21 protein-coding genes are annotated in these 16,128 nt (G+C 69.7%); 13 read left to right on the top strand and 8 right to left on the bottom strand.

Annotated features, from left to right (window positions below):
• The first annotated feature begins 20 nt into the window (after positions 1-20).
• The 4 genes from HDA44_RS23680 to HDA44_RS23665 are packed head-to-tail and all read left to right on the top strand — an operon-like array spanning position 21 to position 2,268.
• The gene (locus HDA44_RS23680) at positions 21-182 is read left to right on the top strand and encodes a Sp36 family protein (RefSeq protein ID WP_165553378.1); all 162 of its coding nucleotides are present in this window, start codon (positions 21-23) and stop codon (positions 180-182) included.
• Positions 179-640 (top strand): RidA family protein, encoded by a 462-nt coding sequence (locus tag HDA44_RS23675; protein WP_184837912.1) that lies wholly within the window; start codon positions 179-181, stop codon positions 638-640. The genes HDA44_RS23680 and HDA44_RS23675 overlap by 4 nt, the downstream gene beginning before the upstream one ends.
• Before the next feature lie 30 nt (positions 641-670).
• Entirely contained in the window at positions 671-1,504 is an 834-nt protein-coding gene (locus tag HDA44_RS23670; RefSeq protein ID WP_337906311.1) for an NUDIX hydrolase, read from the top strand.
• Positions 1,501-2,268, top strand: a complete 768-nt coding sequence (locus tag HDA44_RS23665) for an MBL fold metallo-hydrolase (protein WP_184837910.1) — start codon at positions 1,501-1,503, stop codon at positions 2,266-2,268. The genes HDA44_RS23670 and HDA44_RS23665 overlap by 4 nt, the downstream gene beginning before the upstream one ends.
• A gap of 125 nt (positions 2,269-2,393) precedes the next feature.
• On the opposite strand, the gene HDA44_RS23660 is transcribed toward HDA44_RS23665, so the two are convergent.
• Positions 2,394-3,071 (bottom strand): Crp/Fnr family transcriptional regulator, encoded by a 678-nt coding sequence (locus HDA44_RS23660; protein WP_184837908.1) that lies wholly within the window; start codon positions 3,069-3,071, stop codon positions 2,394-2,396.
• Between the two features lie 134 nt (positions 3,072-3,205).
• On the opposite strand from HDA44_RS23660, the gene nth reads away from it, so the two are divergent.
• The 6 genes from nth (at position 3,206) to HDA44_RS23630 (ending at position 8,062) form a co-directional block, all read left to right on the top strand.
• Positions 3,206-3,970 carry an endonuclease III gene (nth, locus tag HDA44_RS23655; RefSeq protein WP_238352529.1) on the top strand — a complete coding sequence of 255 codons (765 nt, stop codon included), beginning with the start codon at positions 3,206-3,208 and terminating at the stop codon, positions 3,968-3,970.
• Positions 3,971-4,121: 151 nt separating this feature from the next.
• Positions 4,122-4,793, top strand: a complete 672-nt coding sequence (locus tag HDA44_RS23650) for a TlpA family protein disulfide reductase (RefSeq protein ID WP_337906309.1) — start codon at positions 4,122-4,124, stop codon at positions 4,791-4,793.
• The gene (locus HDA44_RS23645) at positions 4,790-5,560 is read left to right on the top strand and encodes an NUDIX hydrolase (RefSeq protein WP_184837906.1); all 771 of its coding nucleotides are present in this window, start codon (positions 4,790-4,792) and stop codon (positions 5,558-5,560) included. Before HDA44_RS23650 ends, HDA44_RS23645 begins: the two co-directional genes overlap by 4 nt.
• Complete coding sequence (locus tag HDA44_RS23640) at positions 5,557-6,729, top strand: MarP family serine protease (RefSeq protein WP_184837904.1); 1,173 nt, start codon at positions 5,557-5,559, stop codon at positions 6,727-6,729. Before HDA44_RS23645 ends, HDA44_RS23640 begins: the two co-directional genes overlap by 4 nt.
• A gap of 48 nt (positions 6,730-6,777) precedes the next feature.
• Complete coding sequence (locus HDA44_RS23635; RefSeq protein ID WP_184837902.1) at positions 6,778-7,269, top strand: SigE family RNA polymerase sigma factor; 492 nt, start codon at positions 6,778-6,780, stop codon at positions 7,267-7,269.
• 1 nt (position 7,270) lies between these two features.
• A complete protein-coding gene (locus tag HDA44_RS23630; RefSeq protein WP_184837900.1) occupies positions 7,271-8,062 on the top strand; it encodes a hypothetical protein in 792 nt (263 codons plus the stop codon).
• Here HDA44_RS23630 and HDA44_RS23625 read toward each other — a convergent pair.
• From HDA44_RS23625 to HDA44_RS23610, 4 genes are all read right to left on the bottom strand, one after another.
• Positions 8,019-8,873 (bottom strand): alpha/beta fold hydrolase, encoded by an 855-nt coding sequence (locus HDA44_RS23625; protein ID WP_238353281.1) that lies wholly within the window; start codon positions 8,871-8,873, stop codon positions 8,019-8,021. The two genes, HDA44_RS23630 and HDA44_RS23625, sit on opposite strands and share 44 nt — an antisense overlap.
• A 50-nt stretch (positions 8,874-8,923) precedes the next feature.
• Positions 8,924-9,403, bottom strand: coding sequence for a phage holin family protein (locus HDA44_RS23620; protein ID WP_184837898.1), 480 nt, complete (start codon positions 9,401-9,403; stop codon positions 8,924-8,926).
• A gap of 53 nt (positions 9,404-9,456) precedes the next feature.
• Positions 9,457-10,671: a Na+/H+ antiporter NhaA gene (gene nhaA / locus HDA44_RS23615; RefSeq protein ID WP_202887521.1), complete on the bottom strand. Its 1,215-nt coding sequence runs from the start codon at positions 10,669-10,671 to the stop codon at positions 9,457-9,459.
• Positions 10,672-10,742: 71 nt separating this feature from the next.
• Entirely contained in the window at positions 10,743-11,405 is a 663-nt protein-coding gene (locus HDA44_RS23610; RefSeq protein ID WP_184837894.1) for a haloacid dehalogenase type II, read from the bottom strand.
• 56 nt (positions 11,406-11,461) lie between these two features.
• Between HDA44_RS23610 and HDA44_RS23605 the strand changes: the two genes are divergently transcribed.
• Positions 11,462-12,043 (top strand): TetR/AcrR family transcriptional regulator, encoded by a 582-nt coding sequence (locus HDA44_RS23605; protein ID WP_184837891.1) that lies wholly within the window; start codon positions 11,462-11,464, stop codon positions 12,041-12,043.
• Positions 12,044-12,048: 5 nt separating this feature from the next.
• On the opposite strand, the gene HDA44_RS23600 is transcribed toward HDA44_RS23605, so the two are convergent.
• Positions 12,049-12,996, bottom strand: coding sequence for a glutathione S-transferase family protein (locus tag HDA44_RS23600; protein ID WP_184837889.1), 948 nt, complete (start codon positions 12,994-12,996; stop codon positions 12,049-12,051).
• A 258-nt stretch (positions 12,997-13,254) separates the two neighbouring features.
• On the opposite strand from HDA44_RS23600, the gene HDA44_RS23595 reads away from it, so the two are divergent.
• A complete protein-coding gene (locus HDA44_RS23595; RefSeq protein WP_184837887.1) occupies positions 13,255-14,013 on the top strand; it encodes a GntR family transcriptional regulator in 759 nt (252 codons plus the stop codon).
• Between the two features lie 237 nt (positions 14,014-14,250).
• On the opposite strand, the gene HDA44_RS23590 is transcribed toward HDA44_RS23595, so the two are convergent.
• Positions 14,251-14,925: a sugar isomerase domain-containing protein gene (locus HDA44_RS23590; protein WP_184837885.1), complete on the bottom strand. Its 675-nt coding sequence runs from the start codon at positions 14,923-14,925 to the stop codon at positions 14,251-14,253.
• A 44-nt stretch (positions 14,926-14,969) separates the two neighbouring features.
• Positions 14,970-15,668: an NAD(P)H-binding protein gene (locus tag HDA44_RS23585; protein WP_184837883.1), complete on the bottom strand. Its 699-nt coding sequence runs from the start codon at positions 15,666-15,668 to the stop codon at positions 14,970-14,972.
• A gap of 72 nt (positions 15,669-15,740) precedes the next feature.
• Here HDA44_RS23585 and HDA44_RS23580 point away from each other — a divergent pair, with 72 nt between their 5' ends.
• Positions 15,741-16,094, top strand: coding sequence for a winged helix-turn-helix transcriptional regulator (locus HDA44_RS23580; RefSeq protein WP_184837881.1), 354 nt, complete (start codon positions 15,741-15,743; stop codon positions 16,092-16,094).
• Positions 16,095-16,128 lie beyond the last annotated feature (34 nt).

Below are 16,128 nucleotides of genomic sequence, written 5' to 3'. Positions count from 1 at the left end.
GTTTCAGTAGAGTCCCCTGTATGAAGAAGTTCGAGTACTTCACCGCGCCGCTGCTGGTCCACTCGACCAAGGAGATCCTGGACAACTTCGGCCAGGACGGCTGGGAGCTGGTCCAGGTCGTGCCGGGCCTCAACCCGGAGAACCTGGTCGCCTACTTCAAGCGAGAGATCGAGGACAAGTGAGCCACCCGGAAGAGAAGCTGGCCGAGCTCGGCCTGAAGCTGCCCGAGGTGGCCAAGCCGGTCGCCGCGTACGTTCCGGCGGTCCGCACCGGTGACCTGGTGTACACGTCCGGTCAGCTGCCGCTGCGCGAGGGCGCGCTGATCGCGACCGGCAAGGTCGGCGACGCGGTCACCGCCGAGGTGGCGAGCGAGTGCGCCCAGCAGTGCGCGCTGAACGCGCTGGCCGCGGTCAAGGCCGAGATCGGCGACCTGGCGAACGTCAAGCGGATCGTGAAGGCGGTCGCGTTCATCGCGTCCACCGCCGACTTCACCGGTCAGCCGCAGGTCGCGAACGGCGCGTCCGAGCTGTTCGGGCAGGTCTTCGGTGACGCTGGGCAGCACGCGCGCAGCGCGGTCGGCGTACCGGTGTTGCCGCTGGATGCCCCCGTAGAGATTGAACTGATCGTCGAGGTCGGCTGACCGCGGTGGCGGAGCGGAAGGTGTGACGAGGTGCGGGATCTGACGTCCGAGTTGATGACCGGCCGGATGGCCGAAGTAGCCCTCGAGTACGCCCAGGGTTCCCGCACCCCCACCCCACCGCACCCCGCCGCGACGGTCATCCTGCTGAGAAACTCCACTCAGGGTGATGGGACAGAGGTCTACCTACTGAGGCGGCAGCGGACGATGGCGTTTGCGGCGGGGATGACGGTGTTTCCGGGCGGTCGGGTCGATCCGACCGACTCGACGGTCGCGGACTCCTGGTCCGGCCCGGCGCCGGACTGGTTCGCCGGGCGGCTCGGTTGTTCCGCCGCGACCGCCGCCGCGTACGTCGCCGCCGCCGTCCGCGAAACCTTCGAGGAATCCGGCGTACTCCTGGCCGGCCCGTCGCCGGACTCGATCGTCGACGACACCACCGGCGCGGACTGGGAGGCCGACCGGGTCGCCCTGGAATCCCGCGAGCTCGGCTTCTCGGAGTTCCTGCACCGCCGCGGCCTGGTCCTGCGTGCCGACCTGCTCGGCCCGTGGGCGCACTGGATCACGCCGGAGTTCGAGCCCAAGCGGTACGACACCGCGTTCTTCGTCGCCGCCCTCCCGGCCGGCCAGGTCACCCGCGACGTGACCAGCGAATCCGACCAAGTCACCTGGATCCGCCCGGAGAAAGCAGTCGCCGCCGTCGACGCGGGCGAAGTACTGATGCTGCCGCCGACGTACATCTGCTGTCACGAACTCTCGCGGTACGCCGACGTGGCCGCGGTCCTGGACGCGGCCGGCGAGCGGACCATCCGGGCGATCATGCCCACCGTGCGTCTCGACGGCGACCAGGCCTATCTGGAGACCACATGAACGTCACCGACTACGCCACCCTGGTACTCGCGGCGAACCCCGGCCCGATGACCCTGGACGGGACCAACACCTGGATTCTGCGCGCTCCCGGTGCGGAGCGGTCGGTGGTCGTCGATCCCGGCCCGATGCTGGAGGACCACCTGCGCGCGGTCCTCGCCGAGGCAGGCCAGGTCGCGGTCGTGCTGCTGACCCACAATCACCCGGATCACTCCGACGGTGCCGCCTGGTTCGCCAACCAGGCCGGCTGCGGCGTACGCGCGGTGGATCCGGCTTTCCGCATCCCGACCGACCACGCCCACGGCCTGTCCGAAGGTGATGTGATCACCGTCGACGGTCTCCGCGTCGAAGTACTGCCCACGCCCGGTCACACGCTCGACTCGGTGTGTTTCTGGCTGCCTCAGGACGGTTCGCTGCTGACCGGCGACACGGTTCTCGGCCGCGGTACGTCGGTGGTCGCGTACCCGGATGGTGCCCTGGGCCCGTACCTGAACTCCCTGGAGCACCTCCGGGCTTTCGCCAACTCCCCGGCCGGCGTCGCCCGCCTGCTCCCCGGCCACGGGCCCGTGATCGACGACCCCAGCGCGGTCCTCACCTACTACCTGAACCACCGTCAGGAACGCCTCACCCAGGTCCGCGAGGCGCTTGCCGCCGGCCACACCACCCCCGAGGCGATCGTCGCCCACGTCTACGCCGACGTGGACAAGACCCTCTGGCCGGCCGCCGAAAGGTCAGTCCGCGCCCAGCTGGAGCACCTGAACAGCTGAGGGTTGCCCTCTCAAGCACGGGGTTGCCCCCTCGAATTTTCAGGGGGCAACCCTGCGGTTCGGGGGATATCCCCTGAAACGGAGGGTTTGGCCGGGCGGAGCGGACAGGAGTGGGATGGAGAGGGTCAGCGGGCCCGGCGTTGGAGGCGGTCCACGTCGAGGAGGACCACCGAGCGGGGTTCGAGGCGTACCCAGCCGCGGGAAGCGAAGTCGGCGAGGGCCTTGTTGACGGTTTCGCGGGAGGCGCCGACGAGTTGCGCGAGCTCCTCCTGGGTCAGGTCGTGGTGGACGTGGACGCCGTCGTCGGCGGTACGGCCGAAGCGGCTGGCAAGGTCCAGGAGGGCCTTGGCGACCCGGCCGGGCACGTCCGAGAAGACCAGGTCGGCGACCACGTCGGAGACCTTGCGGAGCCGGGACGCGAGCTGCAGGAGCAGGCCGCGGGCGACCGCCGGGCGGCCCTCGAGCCAGCGCAGCAGCTCGTCGTGGGTGAGCGACATCATCGACGCGTCGGTGACCGCGGTGACGGTCGCGGAGCGCGGTCCCGGGTCGAACAGCGACAGCTCGCCGAACATCTGGCCCGGGCCGAGGACGGCGATCAGGTTCTCCCGGCCGTCCGCGGAGGTGCGGCCGAGCTTGACCTTGCCCTCGGTGACGATGAACAGCCGGTCGCCCGAGTCGCCCTCGTGGAACAGCACCTGGCCGCGGCGCAGCCGGCTCTCGGTCATCGACGCGGCCAGCGCGTCGGCCGCCTCGTCGTCGAGCTGACTGAACAGCGGTGCCTGTCGGAGCACTGCGGCATCCACGTTGGGCCTCCTAGGACCTTCGACCACGACTCCGGATGTGGGCTCAGCCACGTCCGTCGACCGATATGTGTACACCCGGTCGCCACAAAACCGTAGCCCCTCAGGTGTCGGCACCGCCACGTAGGCTTGCCTCCATGTCATCCCCGCGTGTCGTGGACCCCCTCCCCGTGGTCCCGCTGAAGCTCCCCCGCAAGGCTCCGGTGTACGCCGGGGAGACCCACACCCAGCTGGTCCGCCGGGCCCGGAAGATGCACAAGGTGCTCACCGAGACGTACCCGGACGCGCACTGTGAGTTGGACTTCCGCACCCCGCTGGAACTGCTGGTGGCGACCATTCTGTCGGCGCAGACCACCGATGTCACGGTCAACAAGGTCACACCGACGCTGTTCGCCAAGTACCCGACGGCGAGCGCGTACGCGGAGGCCGACCGGGACGAGATGGAGACGATCCTGAAGCCGACCGGCTTCTTCCGCGCCAAGACGAACAGTGTGATCAAGCTCGGCCAGGCGCTGGTCGACGACTACGACGGGGTCGTGCCGAACAAGCTGGACGAGCTGGTCAAGCTGCCTGGTACGGGCCGGAAGACCGCGAATGTCGTGCTCGGGAACGCCTTCGATGTGCCCGGGATCACGGTCGACACGCACTTCGGGCGCCTGGTCCGGCGGTTCGGGTGGACCGCCGAGGAGGACCCGGTCAAGGTCGAGCACCTCATCGGCGACCTGTTCCCGAAGAAGGACTGGACGATGCTGTCGCACCGGCTGATCTTCCACGGCCGCCGCCGCTGCCACGCGAAGAAGCCGGCCTGTGGCGCCTGCCCGATCGCCCAGTGGTGCCCGTCCTACGGCACCGGCCCCACCGACCCGGAAGCTGCCACGAAACTGGTGAAGGTCCCGGCGTGAGCCCCCTACCCCGCCCCGGCACCCCGCGCCGGCTGCACCTTGCGGCAGTCGGTGTGGACGTGCGTCCGGTCCGGGGGGACTCGTGACCCGTCCCCACCGATCCCGTCGCCGCCTGCTTCTGGCCAGAGCCGGCGTGGTCGCGGGAGGTCCGGTGACCCGTCCACACCGATCCGGTACGCGCGGTGGCCGGCTGCTCTTTGCGGCAGGTGGTGTTGTCGCGTTGGTGCTGTTCTTGGTGGCGTGTGGGTCGGAGCAGGCGGCTGGCCGGGGCGGCGCCGAGGAAAACTCGCCGGGGCAGTCCAGCCAGTCGTCCGGCGCGACGGCCGGGCAGTCGGCGGGGGGCAACGCGGTGCCGGGGGCGGACAAGCTTGCCGGCTGCCCGACGGTCGAATCGAAGCCGCCCGTCAGCAACGGGCTGCCGGACATCTCGCTTCCGTGTCTCGGCGCCGGTCCGGACGTCCGCCTCGCCGACCTCCGCGGCCCGCTGGTCGTCAACATCTGGGCGCAGTGGTGCGGCCCCTGCCGCGACGAAGCGCCGTACCTGGCCAACCTGGCGAAGTCCGGCAAGGTGACCATGCTCGGCATCGACTACGACGACCCGCGCCCGGAGCTCGCGGTGAAGTTCGCCGCCGACGAGGGCCTGACCTACCCGCACCTGGTCGATCAGGACAAAGCGATCCAGAAAGCGCTCAAGGTAGGCGGTCCACCCCTGACCGCGTTCATCGATTCCAGCGGCACGATCGCGTACGTACACCGCGGCGTCCTCACCTCCCAGCACCAGCTGAATCAACTGGTCAAGGACAAACTCGGGATCACCCCATGATCTTCGGCGACGTCGGTATCCCGGACTGGCTGCGCCCGTTGGCAAAGGCTTCGGACGATGTGGATCCGCGCGAACTGTCCAGGTTCCTGCCGCCGGACGACCCCTCCGTACGCAAGTCCGCCGTCCTGATCTTGCTTGCTGAGGGCAACGATGGGCCGGAGGTGCTGCTCACCGAGCGGTCCTGGTCGCTGCGTAAGCACGCCGGGCAGATGGCGTTTCCGGGCGGCGGCGTGGACCCGGAGGACGGCACTGGCGACGACGGCCTGGTCCGGACGGCGCTCCGGGAGGCCGAGGAGGAGACCGGTCTGGATCCGCGCGGCGTGGTCCCGTTCGGGATCTGGCCGGCGCTCTGGGTGCCGGTGAGCAACTTCGGCGTGTCGCCGGTGCTGGCCTGGTGGCGGGAGCCGTCGCCGGTGGCGGTGGTCGACCCGGCCGAGGTCGCCTCGGTGCACGAGGTGCCGATCAGCGCGCTGGCCGACCCGGCGAACCGGATCAGCTGCCTGCACCCGTCCGGCTTCACCGGTCCCGCGTTCACCATCGATGACCTCTACATCTGGGGGTTCACCGCCGGGCTGCTGGACAAATTGCTGCTGCTCGGCGGATGGCACCGAGACTGGAGCCCCTCGAACGTCGTACCGTTGCCCGACCGGCTGGTCGAGGCGGCCTGGCGAAGCGAGGGACGCCGGCCGGAGGACGTGCGGCGGATGACCGCCATCGAGCACGATCTCGGCCGGTCAACAGATGGATCGTCGGAAGGTGCCGAGTGAACTGGCTCGACTGGGTGGTGCTGAGCGCGGCCGCGCTGGTGGCGATCTCCGGGTACGTCGAGGGCTTCGTGGTCGGCGCCTGCGCCACCGCCGGCCTGCTCGCCGGTGCCGCGGTCGGTGTCTGGGGCGCCCCGAAAGCACTTGATCACTTCTCACCGAGCGTGACGGTGTCCTTCGTCGCGCTGGTGGCGGTGGTGCTGCTGGCCGCCGGTGGGCGGGCGCTGGGCGCCGTCATCGGGTCCCGGATCCGGGACAAGCTGTCCTGGCGGCCGCTGCGGTTCCTGGACGCGCTCGGCGGCGCCGCGCTGGCGGCCGCGTCGGTGCTGATCGTCGCCTGGGTGCTCGGCGTCGCGGTCAGCGGTGCCCGGATCCCGAACGTGACGGCGGCGGTCCGCGGCTCCGAGGTGCTGGCGAAGGTCGATCAGGTGCTGCCGAGCAGTGCCGACCGGGCGCTGCAGTCGTTCAACGACGTGGTCAACACCGATCTGTTCCCCCGCTTCCTGGACCCGTTCGTCCCGGAGCGCATCCGCGAGACGCAGCCGCCGGACAGTGCGATCGCCCGGCAGCCGACGGTCCGCGCGGCGTACACCCGGATCGCGAAGGTGACCGGGGTGGCCAGCTGTTCCCGCGGCCTCGAGGGCAGCGGGTTCGTGTACGCGCCGCAACGCGTGATGACGAACGCGCATGTCGTGGCCGGCGTGAGTTCGCCGCAGGTCGAGGTGAACGGGCGCAAGTACGACGCGAAGGTGGTCGTCTTCGATCCGGAGACCGACATCGCGGTGCTGTACGTGAAGAACCTGAACGAGAAGCCGTTGAGCTTCGACCTGACCGGGAAGGCGGACGACCCGGCGGTCGTGCTCGGCTACCCGGAGAACGGTCCGTTCGACGCCGAGGCGGCCCGGATCCGCTCCGAGGAACGCCTCCGCGGCCCGGACATCTACGGCGACAAGACGGTCACCCGCGAAGCGTTCTCGATCTGGGCATCGGTCCGTCCCGGCAACTCCGGCGGCCCGCTGCTGTCCAGCAAGGGCACCGTGTACGGGGTGGTGTTCGCCGCCTCGGTCGAGGACAACCGCACCGGATATGTACTGACCGCCCAGCAGGTCGCCGCCGACGCCCGGGCCGGCGCCACCGCGACCCAGGATGTGTCCACCCAGTCCTGCACCTGAGCCGGATGCAGCAGATCGCGTCTGTCACCGCATTGGAGGTACGTGGTGGTGGCGACGGATCCGGTCTCGTTCGAGGAGGTGGTGCGGGCGTACGAGCGACGCCTGCTCCGGCTCGGGGTGATGCTCTCCGGGAGCGTGCACACGGCCGAGGACCTGGTGCAGACCGTGCTGGCCCGGGCGCACCGGAAATGGGGCCGGATCGGCGTACTGGATCACCCTGAGGCGTACCTGCGGACCATGGTGGTGAACGAGTTCCTCGGGTGGCGCCGCCTGCTGAAGAACAGTGAGGTACCGCTTGCCGAGCCGGTCGACGGCCCGGACCACGAGGACATCGGTGCCCGCCAGGCACAGCGTGACGCCACCTGGCGGCTGCTCGCCCGGCTGCCGAACAAACAGCGGGCGGTACTGGTGCTGCGCTACTACGAGGACCTGCCGGACGACGAGATCGCGAAGGTGCTCGGCGTCGCGCCGGGCACGGTCCGTTCGAACGCCGCCCGCGCTCTCGCGACGCTTCGCGACACCCTGGCAGAGGAGGATTGAGATGCCCAAGCTGACCGATGACGAGCTCGCCGAGCTGCTTCGCGAAACCTTTGCGGACAAGGAGGACCTGGCCGACAGCTTGCCGGTGGCAACCAAGCGACGGCATCGGGTCGCACCGGCCCTGCTGGCCGCGGCCGCCGTCCTCGCGGTGATCGCCGGCGTCCTGGTCGCCGCCGACGGTCTGCGCCGGCACGATCCGGCGGCCCGGCCGGGCACCGGCAGTTCGGACACCGCCCAGCCGGAGACCCGGCGGACGCGGTCCGGCGAGGACGGCGCCGTCTGGGCCGCGGCGATCGCGACGCTGACGCGGAACCTTCGGCCCAGGTCGGAGAGCTTGATGGAGGTTCAGGTACACGCCGAGTTGATCCAGTTCGTCGGCGCGGTCACGCCGCCGGCGAGCTCGGTGGACAGGTCTCCGAGCCCGGGGGCCAGGTCTCCGAGCCCTGGGGCCGATCCGGAGAGTCTGATGGCACCGCCCGGACCTGTTTTCAGCGCGGCCGATCGGGCGCTGATCGAGCAAGCCGTTCGCCCGTTCGCATCGGTTCGCTGGGACGGCCCGGTCGAACTGAACTGTGTCTCGAGTCAAGGCGCCACCCTGACGGTCGGTTCGGTGGTCACTCGGGGCAGCCGTCGAGACGTACCTCTCGTACTGCGTGACGGGTGCGACACTCCCGCGGCGGGGATCTACGTCCTGCAGCTGATCGACGGTGCGTGGCAGGTCACCAGCAGCACCGGGACGCTGCCCTGCGTCAAGCAGCGAACGAGCGAAGCCAATCCACGAGTAGCGTGTTGAACAGGTCCGGCGCCTCCTCGTGCGGGAAGTGGCCGGCTGGGGTGATCACTTCGTGCCGCAGCGGCGCCGCGACCAGATCCGGGGGTGTGGTCGCGGTCGGGGAGATGGCCGGGTCCTGGGCGCCGTGCAGTTGGAGCACGGGCACGGCAACCGGCGTACGCAGCTGGGCCGAGAACTTGCGCCCATCGGGCCGGAACCGGGATCGGGCGAACCAGCGGTGGTACTCCAGCGCGCAATGCGGCGCCGGCCAGACCTGCAACGCGGCCCGGTACCGGCGGGAGGCTTCCGCGTCAGGGAAACCTCCGCCCGGCGCGGCCCAGGCGCGGAGCAGGCGCTCGATGTGGATGCCGTCGTGCGCCAGCAACCGGCGCTCCGGGAGGATCGGCAGCTGAAACCAGGCAGTCCGCGTGACCGCCTTCCGCTGACCTGACCGCGTCAGCAGCAGCGGATGCGGCGCGGACACCGCCGCCAGCGCGCGGACCTGCCGCGGCGCCAGTACGGCGGCCGACCAGCCGATGAAACCGCCCCATCCGTGCCCGACCACAACCGCGTCGGACGCACCGAGTGACCGGATCACGCCGGAGACGTCGGCAGCGGCGGTGTACGGGTCGTAGCCGCGCGGGGTCTTGTCACTCGCACCGTACCCACGCAGATCCATCGCGACCGCGCGGTACCCGGCCGCGGCGACCACCGGCAGCTGATGCCGCCACGCCCACCAGAACTCCGGGAAACCGTGCAGGAACAGTACGAGTGGGTCGTCCGCCGCACCGCACTCCGCGACGTGGAACCGGGCCCCGTTGGCCGCGACCAGGGAGTGCGACCAGGGGCCGTCGACCAGCAGGTCGACGACTCCCGCCGGGCTCAGCGCGGGACGCCTGGTTCAGCCCGGACGCCGGGTTGATCCTGGACGCCTGGTTCCGGTAGGGCGGCGTGCTCCTCGTGGCCCTTTCCGATCGATTTCAGCGCTTCGACCGACTCTTTCGAGGTCTCGATCGTCCGCTCCGGGCCCTTCGCGCTCTTCAGCATCCGGATCCCGATCAGGACCAGGACCGCGCCGATCAGCAGGAAGGCGCCGGCCACGATCAGGAAGGCGATCGCCGGGTGCAGACCGGCCGCGACCAGACCGTACGCCGCGGCGATGCAGAGCAGGATGACCGCGAGCAGCGCCAGGAAGGCGGCCGCCGCGAACATGCCGGCGCCGGTTCCGGCCGCGATCGCGGTCTTCTTCAGCTCGGTCTTGGCGAGTTCGACCTCGCTGCGGACCAGGCTGGACAGGTCTTTGCTGGCGTTCGCGACCAGCTGGCCGACCGTGGGCTCGTCCCCGTGCTGCCCCATCGACATCGCAACTCCTTCCCACACGTCCGTGACCCGACACTACCGTCCGTACCCGCGGGTCAATCGGCGTACGCGCGGTTTCGGCGAGCCAGTAGCAACGCGGCGATCAGCGCGGCCAGTACCGAGGCGATCAGAACGGCCGCCTTGGCGCGCTCGATCTGGGCCGTGTCCGACCCGAAGGCGAGCTGCGTGATCAGCAACGCGACCGTGAACCCGATGCCGGCCAGTACGGCCACCGCGCCGACGTCCCGCCAGGCGAGATCCGAGTTCAGCTCGGCGCGGGTGAACCGCGCGGTCAGCCACGACCCGCCGAAGACGCCGATCGCCTTCCCGAACAGCAGGCCGGCCGCGATCCCGATCGCGACCGGGTCGGTGAGCATCTGGCGCATGGCGCCACCGCTCAACGTCACCCCCGCGGCGAACAGGGCGAACAATGGCACCGCGACCGCTGCCGACCACGGGCGCAACCGGTGCTCGATCCGCTCGGCCGGCGGGTGTTCCTCACCGGGATCGGCGACCACCCGGGTGACCAGGCCGAGCGCGACACCGGCGATCGTGGCGTGAATCCCGGACTCGTGCATGAACCACCAGGCGCCGATGGCGATCGGGATGTACAGGAAGGGCGTACGAACCCGGAGCCGCTGCAGCACGTACCAAAGCGCGATCAACGCGATCGAGGCGAGCAGCGCGAACAGGTGGAAACCATGTGAGAAGAACACCGCGATCACCAGGATCGCGCCGAAGTCGTCCACCACTGCCAGCGTCAGCAGGAACGCCCGCAGCGCGGTCGGCAGCGAGGAGCCGACGATCGCCAGCACGGCCAGCGCGAACGCGATATCGGTCGCGGTCGGCACCGCCCAGCCGTGCGGTTTGCCGTTGCTCGCGACCAGGTTGGTGATCAGGTAGATGATTGCCGGGAGCACCATTCCGGAGATCGCCGCCACCACCGGTACGACAGCCTCGCTGGCCTTCGACAGCGAACCGACCACCAGCTCGCGCTTCAGCTCCACCCCGGCCAGGTAGAAGAACAGGGTCAACGCGCCGTCCGAGGCCCACGCCTCGACCGTCAACGGACCGAGCTGCGCGTCCCGCAGATGGTGATAGGCGTCCTGCCAAGGCGAGTTCGCCCAGATCAGCGCGACCACCGTGGCGGCGAGCAGCAACAGGCCGCCGGTGGTTTCGGTCCGGAGCAGGTCGGAGAGGAACGCGCGTTCGCGGCCCAGGACCCGGGGAAACGCGCGCCGCTTCGACCGCGCTCGAGGGTGCTGGCTCATGGGACGGCCCTTCATTCGGGGTCGGTCGGACGGACGCCGACCAGACTTCCCGGCACACCCTGAGCCCAAGTTTACCTTGCCAGCTCAACCGCGAGCGCCTCGAAATCCGGCACGATCAGGTCCGGCGGCAGAAAGGCCTGCGGGTACGGGGTGTTCCGCCGGTCGACGTAGAAGCCCTGCAGACCGGCGCGTCGCGCACCGTCGATGTCCCACGGATGCACCGCGGCCAGACCCATCCGCTCCACCGGTACGCCGCAGACCTCGGCGGCGTAGCGGTACGCGTCCGGGTGCGGTTTCCAGCGCCGCGGTACCGAGACGTCGAGGCGGTGCTCGAGCAGCGGCATGATCCCGCCGGCGGTGAAGACGCCTTCGGACATCGCCGCCCGGCCGTTGGTCAGCGTGACGATGCGCACACCGGCCGCGTGGACCTTGCGAAGACCCGGGGCCACGTCGGGGTGCAGTGGTACGCGGGTGAACCCGGACAGTACGCCGGTCACCCGTTCCTCGGTCGGCTCGATGCCCGCGGCGACGAGTTGCGCCTCCAGAAGTTCGCGGGCCAGCGCGGGGAAGTCGGCGTACGCCCCGGCCGTGGTCAGCGCCAGCCCGTCCCGGAGCATTGCCGCGAACCAGGCGTCGAGGGTGTGCCGGGGGAGCCCGGCGGCCTCGAAGTCGTCCCGGAGCGGTTCCAGGTCGGTGAGCGTTTCGTTCACGTCGAGCAGGAGTACGTCGAGCATCGAGGCTCCTCGGGTGGCTTATCTTGGATCGGTCGTTCCAAGATATGATGCTGAGCATGCCCGATGTCAAACACTTCGACCAGGATGTGGCGCTGGCCACGGTCGAGCAGCTGTTCTGGCGGCGCGGAAGCGCGGCGACCGGAATCCAGGACGTGGTCGCGGCGACAGGGCTGAGCCGGTCCAGCTTGTACAACGCGTTCGGCGGCAAGGACGACCTGTACGCGGCGGCGGCCCGGCGGTACCTCGAGCACCGGTCCCGGCCGATGTTCGCCCAGTTGGCCGCGGACGGTCGCGGGCTGGCGGCGGTGACGACGTTCTTCGACCGGTTGCTGCGACTGCGGCTGTCCGGGGAGTACGCCGGGTGGGGTTGCATGATGTCGAACGCGAACGCGGAGAACCCGCCGGACGCGGTGCGGGCGGTGCTGGCGGAGCATCACGCCGTACTGCGGGACGCGCTGGCCGCCGCGTTGACGGTTGCCCAGGGCAACGGGGAGCTGCGGGCGGGTACCGAGGTCGAGGGTGCGGCCGAGTTGCTCACGCTGCTGGCGTACGCGATCAACCTGCGGTCGCGGTCAGGGGCGACCCGGGCGCAACTGCGGTCCGCGGTGAACGCCGCGCTGGCCGCGCTGGCGGTGTAGTTGGTTCAGCTGAGCCAGACTCGAGCGTCAGGGCCCTTCGGGACGATGCCGGTCGGGTTGATGTTGTCGTGCGTGACGTAGTAGTGCCGCTTGATCTGATCGAAGTCGACCGTGTCGCCGAACCCGGGCAGTTGGTACAGGCGGCGCGCGTACGCCCACAGATTCGGGTACTCGGTGAGCTTCTGGCGGTTGCACTTGAAGTGGCCGTGGTACACCGCGTCGAACCGGACCAGCGTGGTGAACAGACGCACATCCACCTCGCGGAACGTGTCACCGAGCAAGTACTCGCGGTGCGCCAGCCGATTCTCGAGTACGTCGAGTCGTGCGAACAGGGCGTCGTACGCTGCCTCGTACGCCTCCTGGCTGGTCGCGAAACCACAGCGGTACACGCCGTTGTTCACGTCCTGGTAGATGTCGTCGATCAGCGCGTCCATCTCCGCGCGCTCCGCCGGGATCAGCTGTGGCGCATCCGGGCGGTGGAAGTCGACCCACTCGGTGGACAGGTCGAGCGTGATCTGTGGGTAGTCGTTGGTGACCACCTCGCCCGTGCGGGTGTCGACGATCGCGGGCACCGTCACCCGGCCGTCGTACGCCGGGTCGGTGCGCAGGTACGCCTCGGACAGGTACTCGATGCCGAGCACCGGGTCGCGGCCGTCCGGGTCGAGCGTGAACCGCCAGCCGCGCTCGTCGCGGATCGGGTCCACCACCGCCAAGCTGATCGCGTCCTCCAGGCCGAGCAGCCGGCGCACGATCACCGACCGGTGCGCCCACGGGCAGGCCAGGCTCACCACCAACCGGTACCGCCCGGCTTCGACCGGCCAGCGCCCCTCCCCGTCCGGTCCCTCGCCCGGCGCCGAGGCCGAGTGCCTGCTGATCCGGCCGGTGAACCGGTTGCCCTGCCGCTTCCACTCGCCGGCCGACGACGTCTCCTGCGCGAACTGTGCCCGGGTCATAGCGTCCAAACTACCCCCGGCCGGCACCGGCTGAGATTGCGCTGAGCGTCGTGCCGAGTCTTGTTCTGACTTAGGTGCGGAGGCGTGTTCGGGGCCCTGTGGATCGTCACTGGCCGTGAGGTGGCACTGGACGTTACAGTCGGGCTGACAAGGTGGTTCGGGACGACGTGGTCACGGACAGCCTGCGCGGTACGACTTGCCGCGGCCCGCGTCCCCGGCAACCGGTTTGCCGGGCAGATTCCCAGGGATACTGACCTCATGGCCCGCCCACGGAACAACCCAGGCGACCTCGCCGAGCTCCCCACCGAGCTGCGGACCGATCGCCCGAAGGGTGACCAGATTCGCGAGATTCTGGAGAATCTCACCCGCTCGCTGGCCGTCGGTACCGTGCTGCCGTCCGAACGCGTCCTGGCCGAACGCTTCGGCGTCGCCCGGATGACCGTCCGCCAGGAAGTCGACCGCGTCGTCGCCGAAGGCCTGGCCGCCCGGCGCCCCGGCGGCGGCACCTTCGTCGCCGAACCACGCCCGTCCCGGATGCTCGCCTCCTCCTTCACCCAGGACATGGTCAACCGCGGCATCACCCCCGGCGCCAAGGTCCTCGAACACCGCGTCGGCGCCGCCGACGAGGACCTCGCCCGCGAACTCGAGGAACCGATCGGTACGCCGGTCCTGCACCTGGACCGCCTCCGCACCGCCGACGGCAGCCCGATGGCGATCGAACGCACCGCCCTCTCCCTGCACCGCTACCCCGGCCTGGACGACATCGACTTCACCGAGAAGTCCCTCTACACCGAACTCGCCACCCGCTACGGCGTCCAGCTCGGCATGGTCTCCGCCTCCATCGTCGCCGCCCCACCCGAACCAGGCGACGCCGAACTCCTCGAAATCGACAACACCACCCCCTGCCTGATCATCACCTCAGCACCCCGCACCGCAACCGACCAGGTAATCGAGTTCGGCCGATCCATCTACCGCTCAGACCGCTACGACATCACCGTCGCGTACCGCGCTACGTAGTACTCCCTCGCGTACTCCGCTGCTGAGCTGGGTGTGTGTTGGTGAGTTGATTGTGGTGATGGCCTTCCAGCACCACGCGCCTGCCTTGCGCCAAAGAACCGCCCAGCATCCATCGGGCCTGCCCGTTCGGATGCAGGGTTGCCCCCTGGGAATTCGAAGGGGCAACCCCGCACCTGCGGGGATGACCCCTCAACCGGAGGGTTTGCCCCGTCATCGCGGTCGGCGCGGTTGGTTGGGCTAGACGTTCAGGCTGCGGAGGATGTTTGGGGGATTGCCTTCGGCGGTTAGGAGGGTGACGAGTTCTACGGTCAGGGCCTGGAGGAGGAGGGCGCCGATCATGGTCGACGTGGGGCCGGTGGGTTCGGTGGTATGGGGGACTTGGATCAGGGCGTCGCCGGCGACGCCGCAGTTGTCTATCACCACGTCGGCGGTTTCGAAGAGGCGTTGGCCGTTCGGGGCGCGGGAGGTTACCGCGGTGGAATGGGCGATCGAGGTGAGCGCGATGACCTTGACGCCGCGTTCGCGGGCGCCGAGGGCGAATTCGACGGGTACGGCGTTGCGCCCGGAGTTCGATGCGATCAGTACGACGTCACCGGCGGCCAGCGGGTTGACTTCCAGCAGCACCGCGGCCAAACCGGGTAGGCGTTCCAGCAGAGAGCTTTTCTGCAGTCCTTCGTGGAGCATCAGGCCGGGTTCGAGGATCGCGCGTACGTCGGCCAGGCCGCCCGCCCGGCCGTACAGTTCTTCGGCGAGCGCGTGGCTGTGACCCGTACCGAAGACCCAGAACTGATGTCCGGCCGACAGCGCGCCGGCGATCAGGGCGGCGGCGGTGCGGATCGGTTCGAGTTGGGTTTCGGCGGCCTGGTGCGCGACCGCCAGCGCCTTGTTCAAGTACTCCTCGGCCCCGGCCATGCGTCGAACCTATCGTTCCGGCGCGGCCGGGGCGAGGAGGTCGGCTAGACCACTACGCCGATCGCCGTACGGTGGTGGGCAGGGTGGTCCACTTCGTCGATCAGGGCAACCGCCAGGTCGGCGTACGAGATGAGGTCCTCGGCGTTGCCGGGGGCAACGCGGTAGCCGCCCCTGCGGGCCGGGTCGGCGTGGTCGAAATCGCCGGTCGGGGCGATCGAAACCCAGTCCAGGGTCGATGCCGCGAAGACGTCGAGGGCGGCCTGGTGGGCGAGGAAGAACGAGCGGTACTCGCGTGGGTACCCGTCGGTGTCCATCAGCAACGTACCGTCGGCGGTCGGCAGGATCGACGCGAGCCCGACCCAGACCAGGCGGTTCACGCCCGCCTTCGTCAAACCGTCGACCAGCGCCCGCGCCGCGGCCGGGAAGAACGCCGACGGGTCGCTGCCCCCGTCGTACACCGCCGCGACCACCGCATCCCGCCCCCGCGCCAACTCGGCAACCCGCGCCGCATCGGTCACATCCCCCACGACCACCCCACCCCCGCCGACACCCGCCGCACCTGCAGCACCGACGCCCGCACCACCGACATCCGGATCACCGACGCCCGCACCGCTCGCAGCGCCGGCGGCCGGCGTGTCCGGCGTGCGTGCGACGCCTAGTACGTCGTGACCGCGTTCTGTCGCCTCGGTGATTGCCGCGCGGGCGGCTCGTCCGCGGGCTCCGATCACCAGAATCTTGCTCACCGCAACCTCCTCCGAAATGGGTACGGCGACCGTAGAAGGCGACCTGGTTACCGATTGGATACCTTGGTGAGCATGGAGGCGCTCCGAGCGGACATGTTCGAGGAGATCTGCCCGTCGTCGCTGCTGCCGTTCCGGGTCGGCGGCGACAAGTGGGCGGGGATGGTGCTGCGCTGCCTGGCGGACGGACCCCGGCGGTACTCGGAGCTCCGGATTCCGCTGGCCCGGATCAGCCCGAAGGTACTGACCCAGTCGCTGCGTGCCTTGGAGCGAGACGGATTCGTCCGCCGAACCGCGTCCACCAAACCGAGCCGGCGGGTCACGTACGAGCTCACCGACCTGGGCCGCGCCCTGCTGGAACCGCTCGAGCACCTCTGCACCTGGGCCGAGAACCACTGGGACGATCTGCTCGACGCCCGCGAATCGTAGGTCCGGCCAACGCTACGGTTCGGGCAACTGAGGC

The sequence above is a fragment of the Kribbella solani genome, from assembly GCF_014205295.1.
In the GTDB taxonomy this organism is placed as follows: Bacteria; Actinomycetota; Actinomycetes; order Propionibacteriales; family Kribbellaceae; genus Kribbella; species Kribbella solani.
Note: the sequence above shows the minus strand (reverse complement) of the source record. Positions and strands in the feature narration are given on the sequence as shown.

Bases quoted from the DNA above. Each gene is read 5' to 3' on its own strand.
- HDA44_RS23600 (WP_184837889.1), bottom strand. From the start codon at position 12,996: ATGACCCGGGCACAGTTCGCGCAGGAGACGTCGTCGGCCGGCGAGTGG.
- HDA44_RS23620 (WP_184837898.1), bottom strand. From the start codon at position 9,403: ATGTCGATGGGGCAGCACGGGGACGAGCCCACGGTCGGCCAGCTGGTC.
- HDA44_RS23580 (WP_184837881.1), top strand. From the start codon at position 15,741: ATGGAGGCGCTCCGAGCGGACATGTTCGAGGAGATCTGCCCGTCGTCG.
- HDA44_RS23630 (WP_184837900.1), top strand. From the start codon at position 7,271: ATGCCCAAGCTGACCGATGACGAGCTCGCCGAGCTGCTTCGCGAAACC.
- HDA44_RS23595 (WP_184837887.1), top strand. From the start codon at position 13,255: ATGGCCCGCCCACGGAACAACCCAGGCGACCTCGCCGAGCTCCCCACC.
- nhaA (WP_202887521.1), bottom strand. From the start codon at position 10,671: ATGAGCCAGCACCCTCGAGCGCGGTCGAAGCGGCGCGCGTTTCCCCGG.
- HDA44_RS23605 (WP_184837891.1), top strand. From the start codon at position 11,462: ATGCCCGATGTCAAACACTTCGACCAGGATGTGGCGCTGGCCACGGTC.
- HDA44_RS23645 (WP_184837906.1), top strand. From the start codon at position 4,790: ATGATCTTCGGCGACGTCGGTATCCCGGACTGGCTGCGCCCGTTGGCA.
- HDA44_RS23680 (WP_165553378.1), top strand. From the start codon at position 21: ATGAAGAAGTTCGAGTACTTCACCGCGCCGCTGCTGGTCCACTCGACC.
- HDA44_RS23590 (WP_184837885.1), bottom strand. From the start codon at position 14,925: ATGGCCGGGGCCGAGGAGTACTTGAACAAGGCGCTGGCGGTCGCGCAC.
- HDA44_RS23610 (WP_184837894.1), bottom strand. From the start codon at position 11,405: ATGCTCGACGTACTCCTGCTCGACGTGAACGAAACGCTCACCGACCTG.
- nth (WP_238352529.1), top strand. From the start codon at position 3,206: ATGTCATCCCCGCGTGTCGTGGACCCCCTCCCCGTGGTCCCGCTGAAG.
- HDA44_RS23665 (WP_184837910.1), top strand. From the start codon at position 1,501: ATGAACGTCACCGACTACGCCACCCTGGTACTCGCGGCGAACCCCGGC.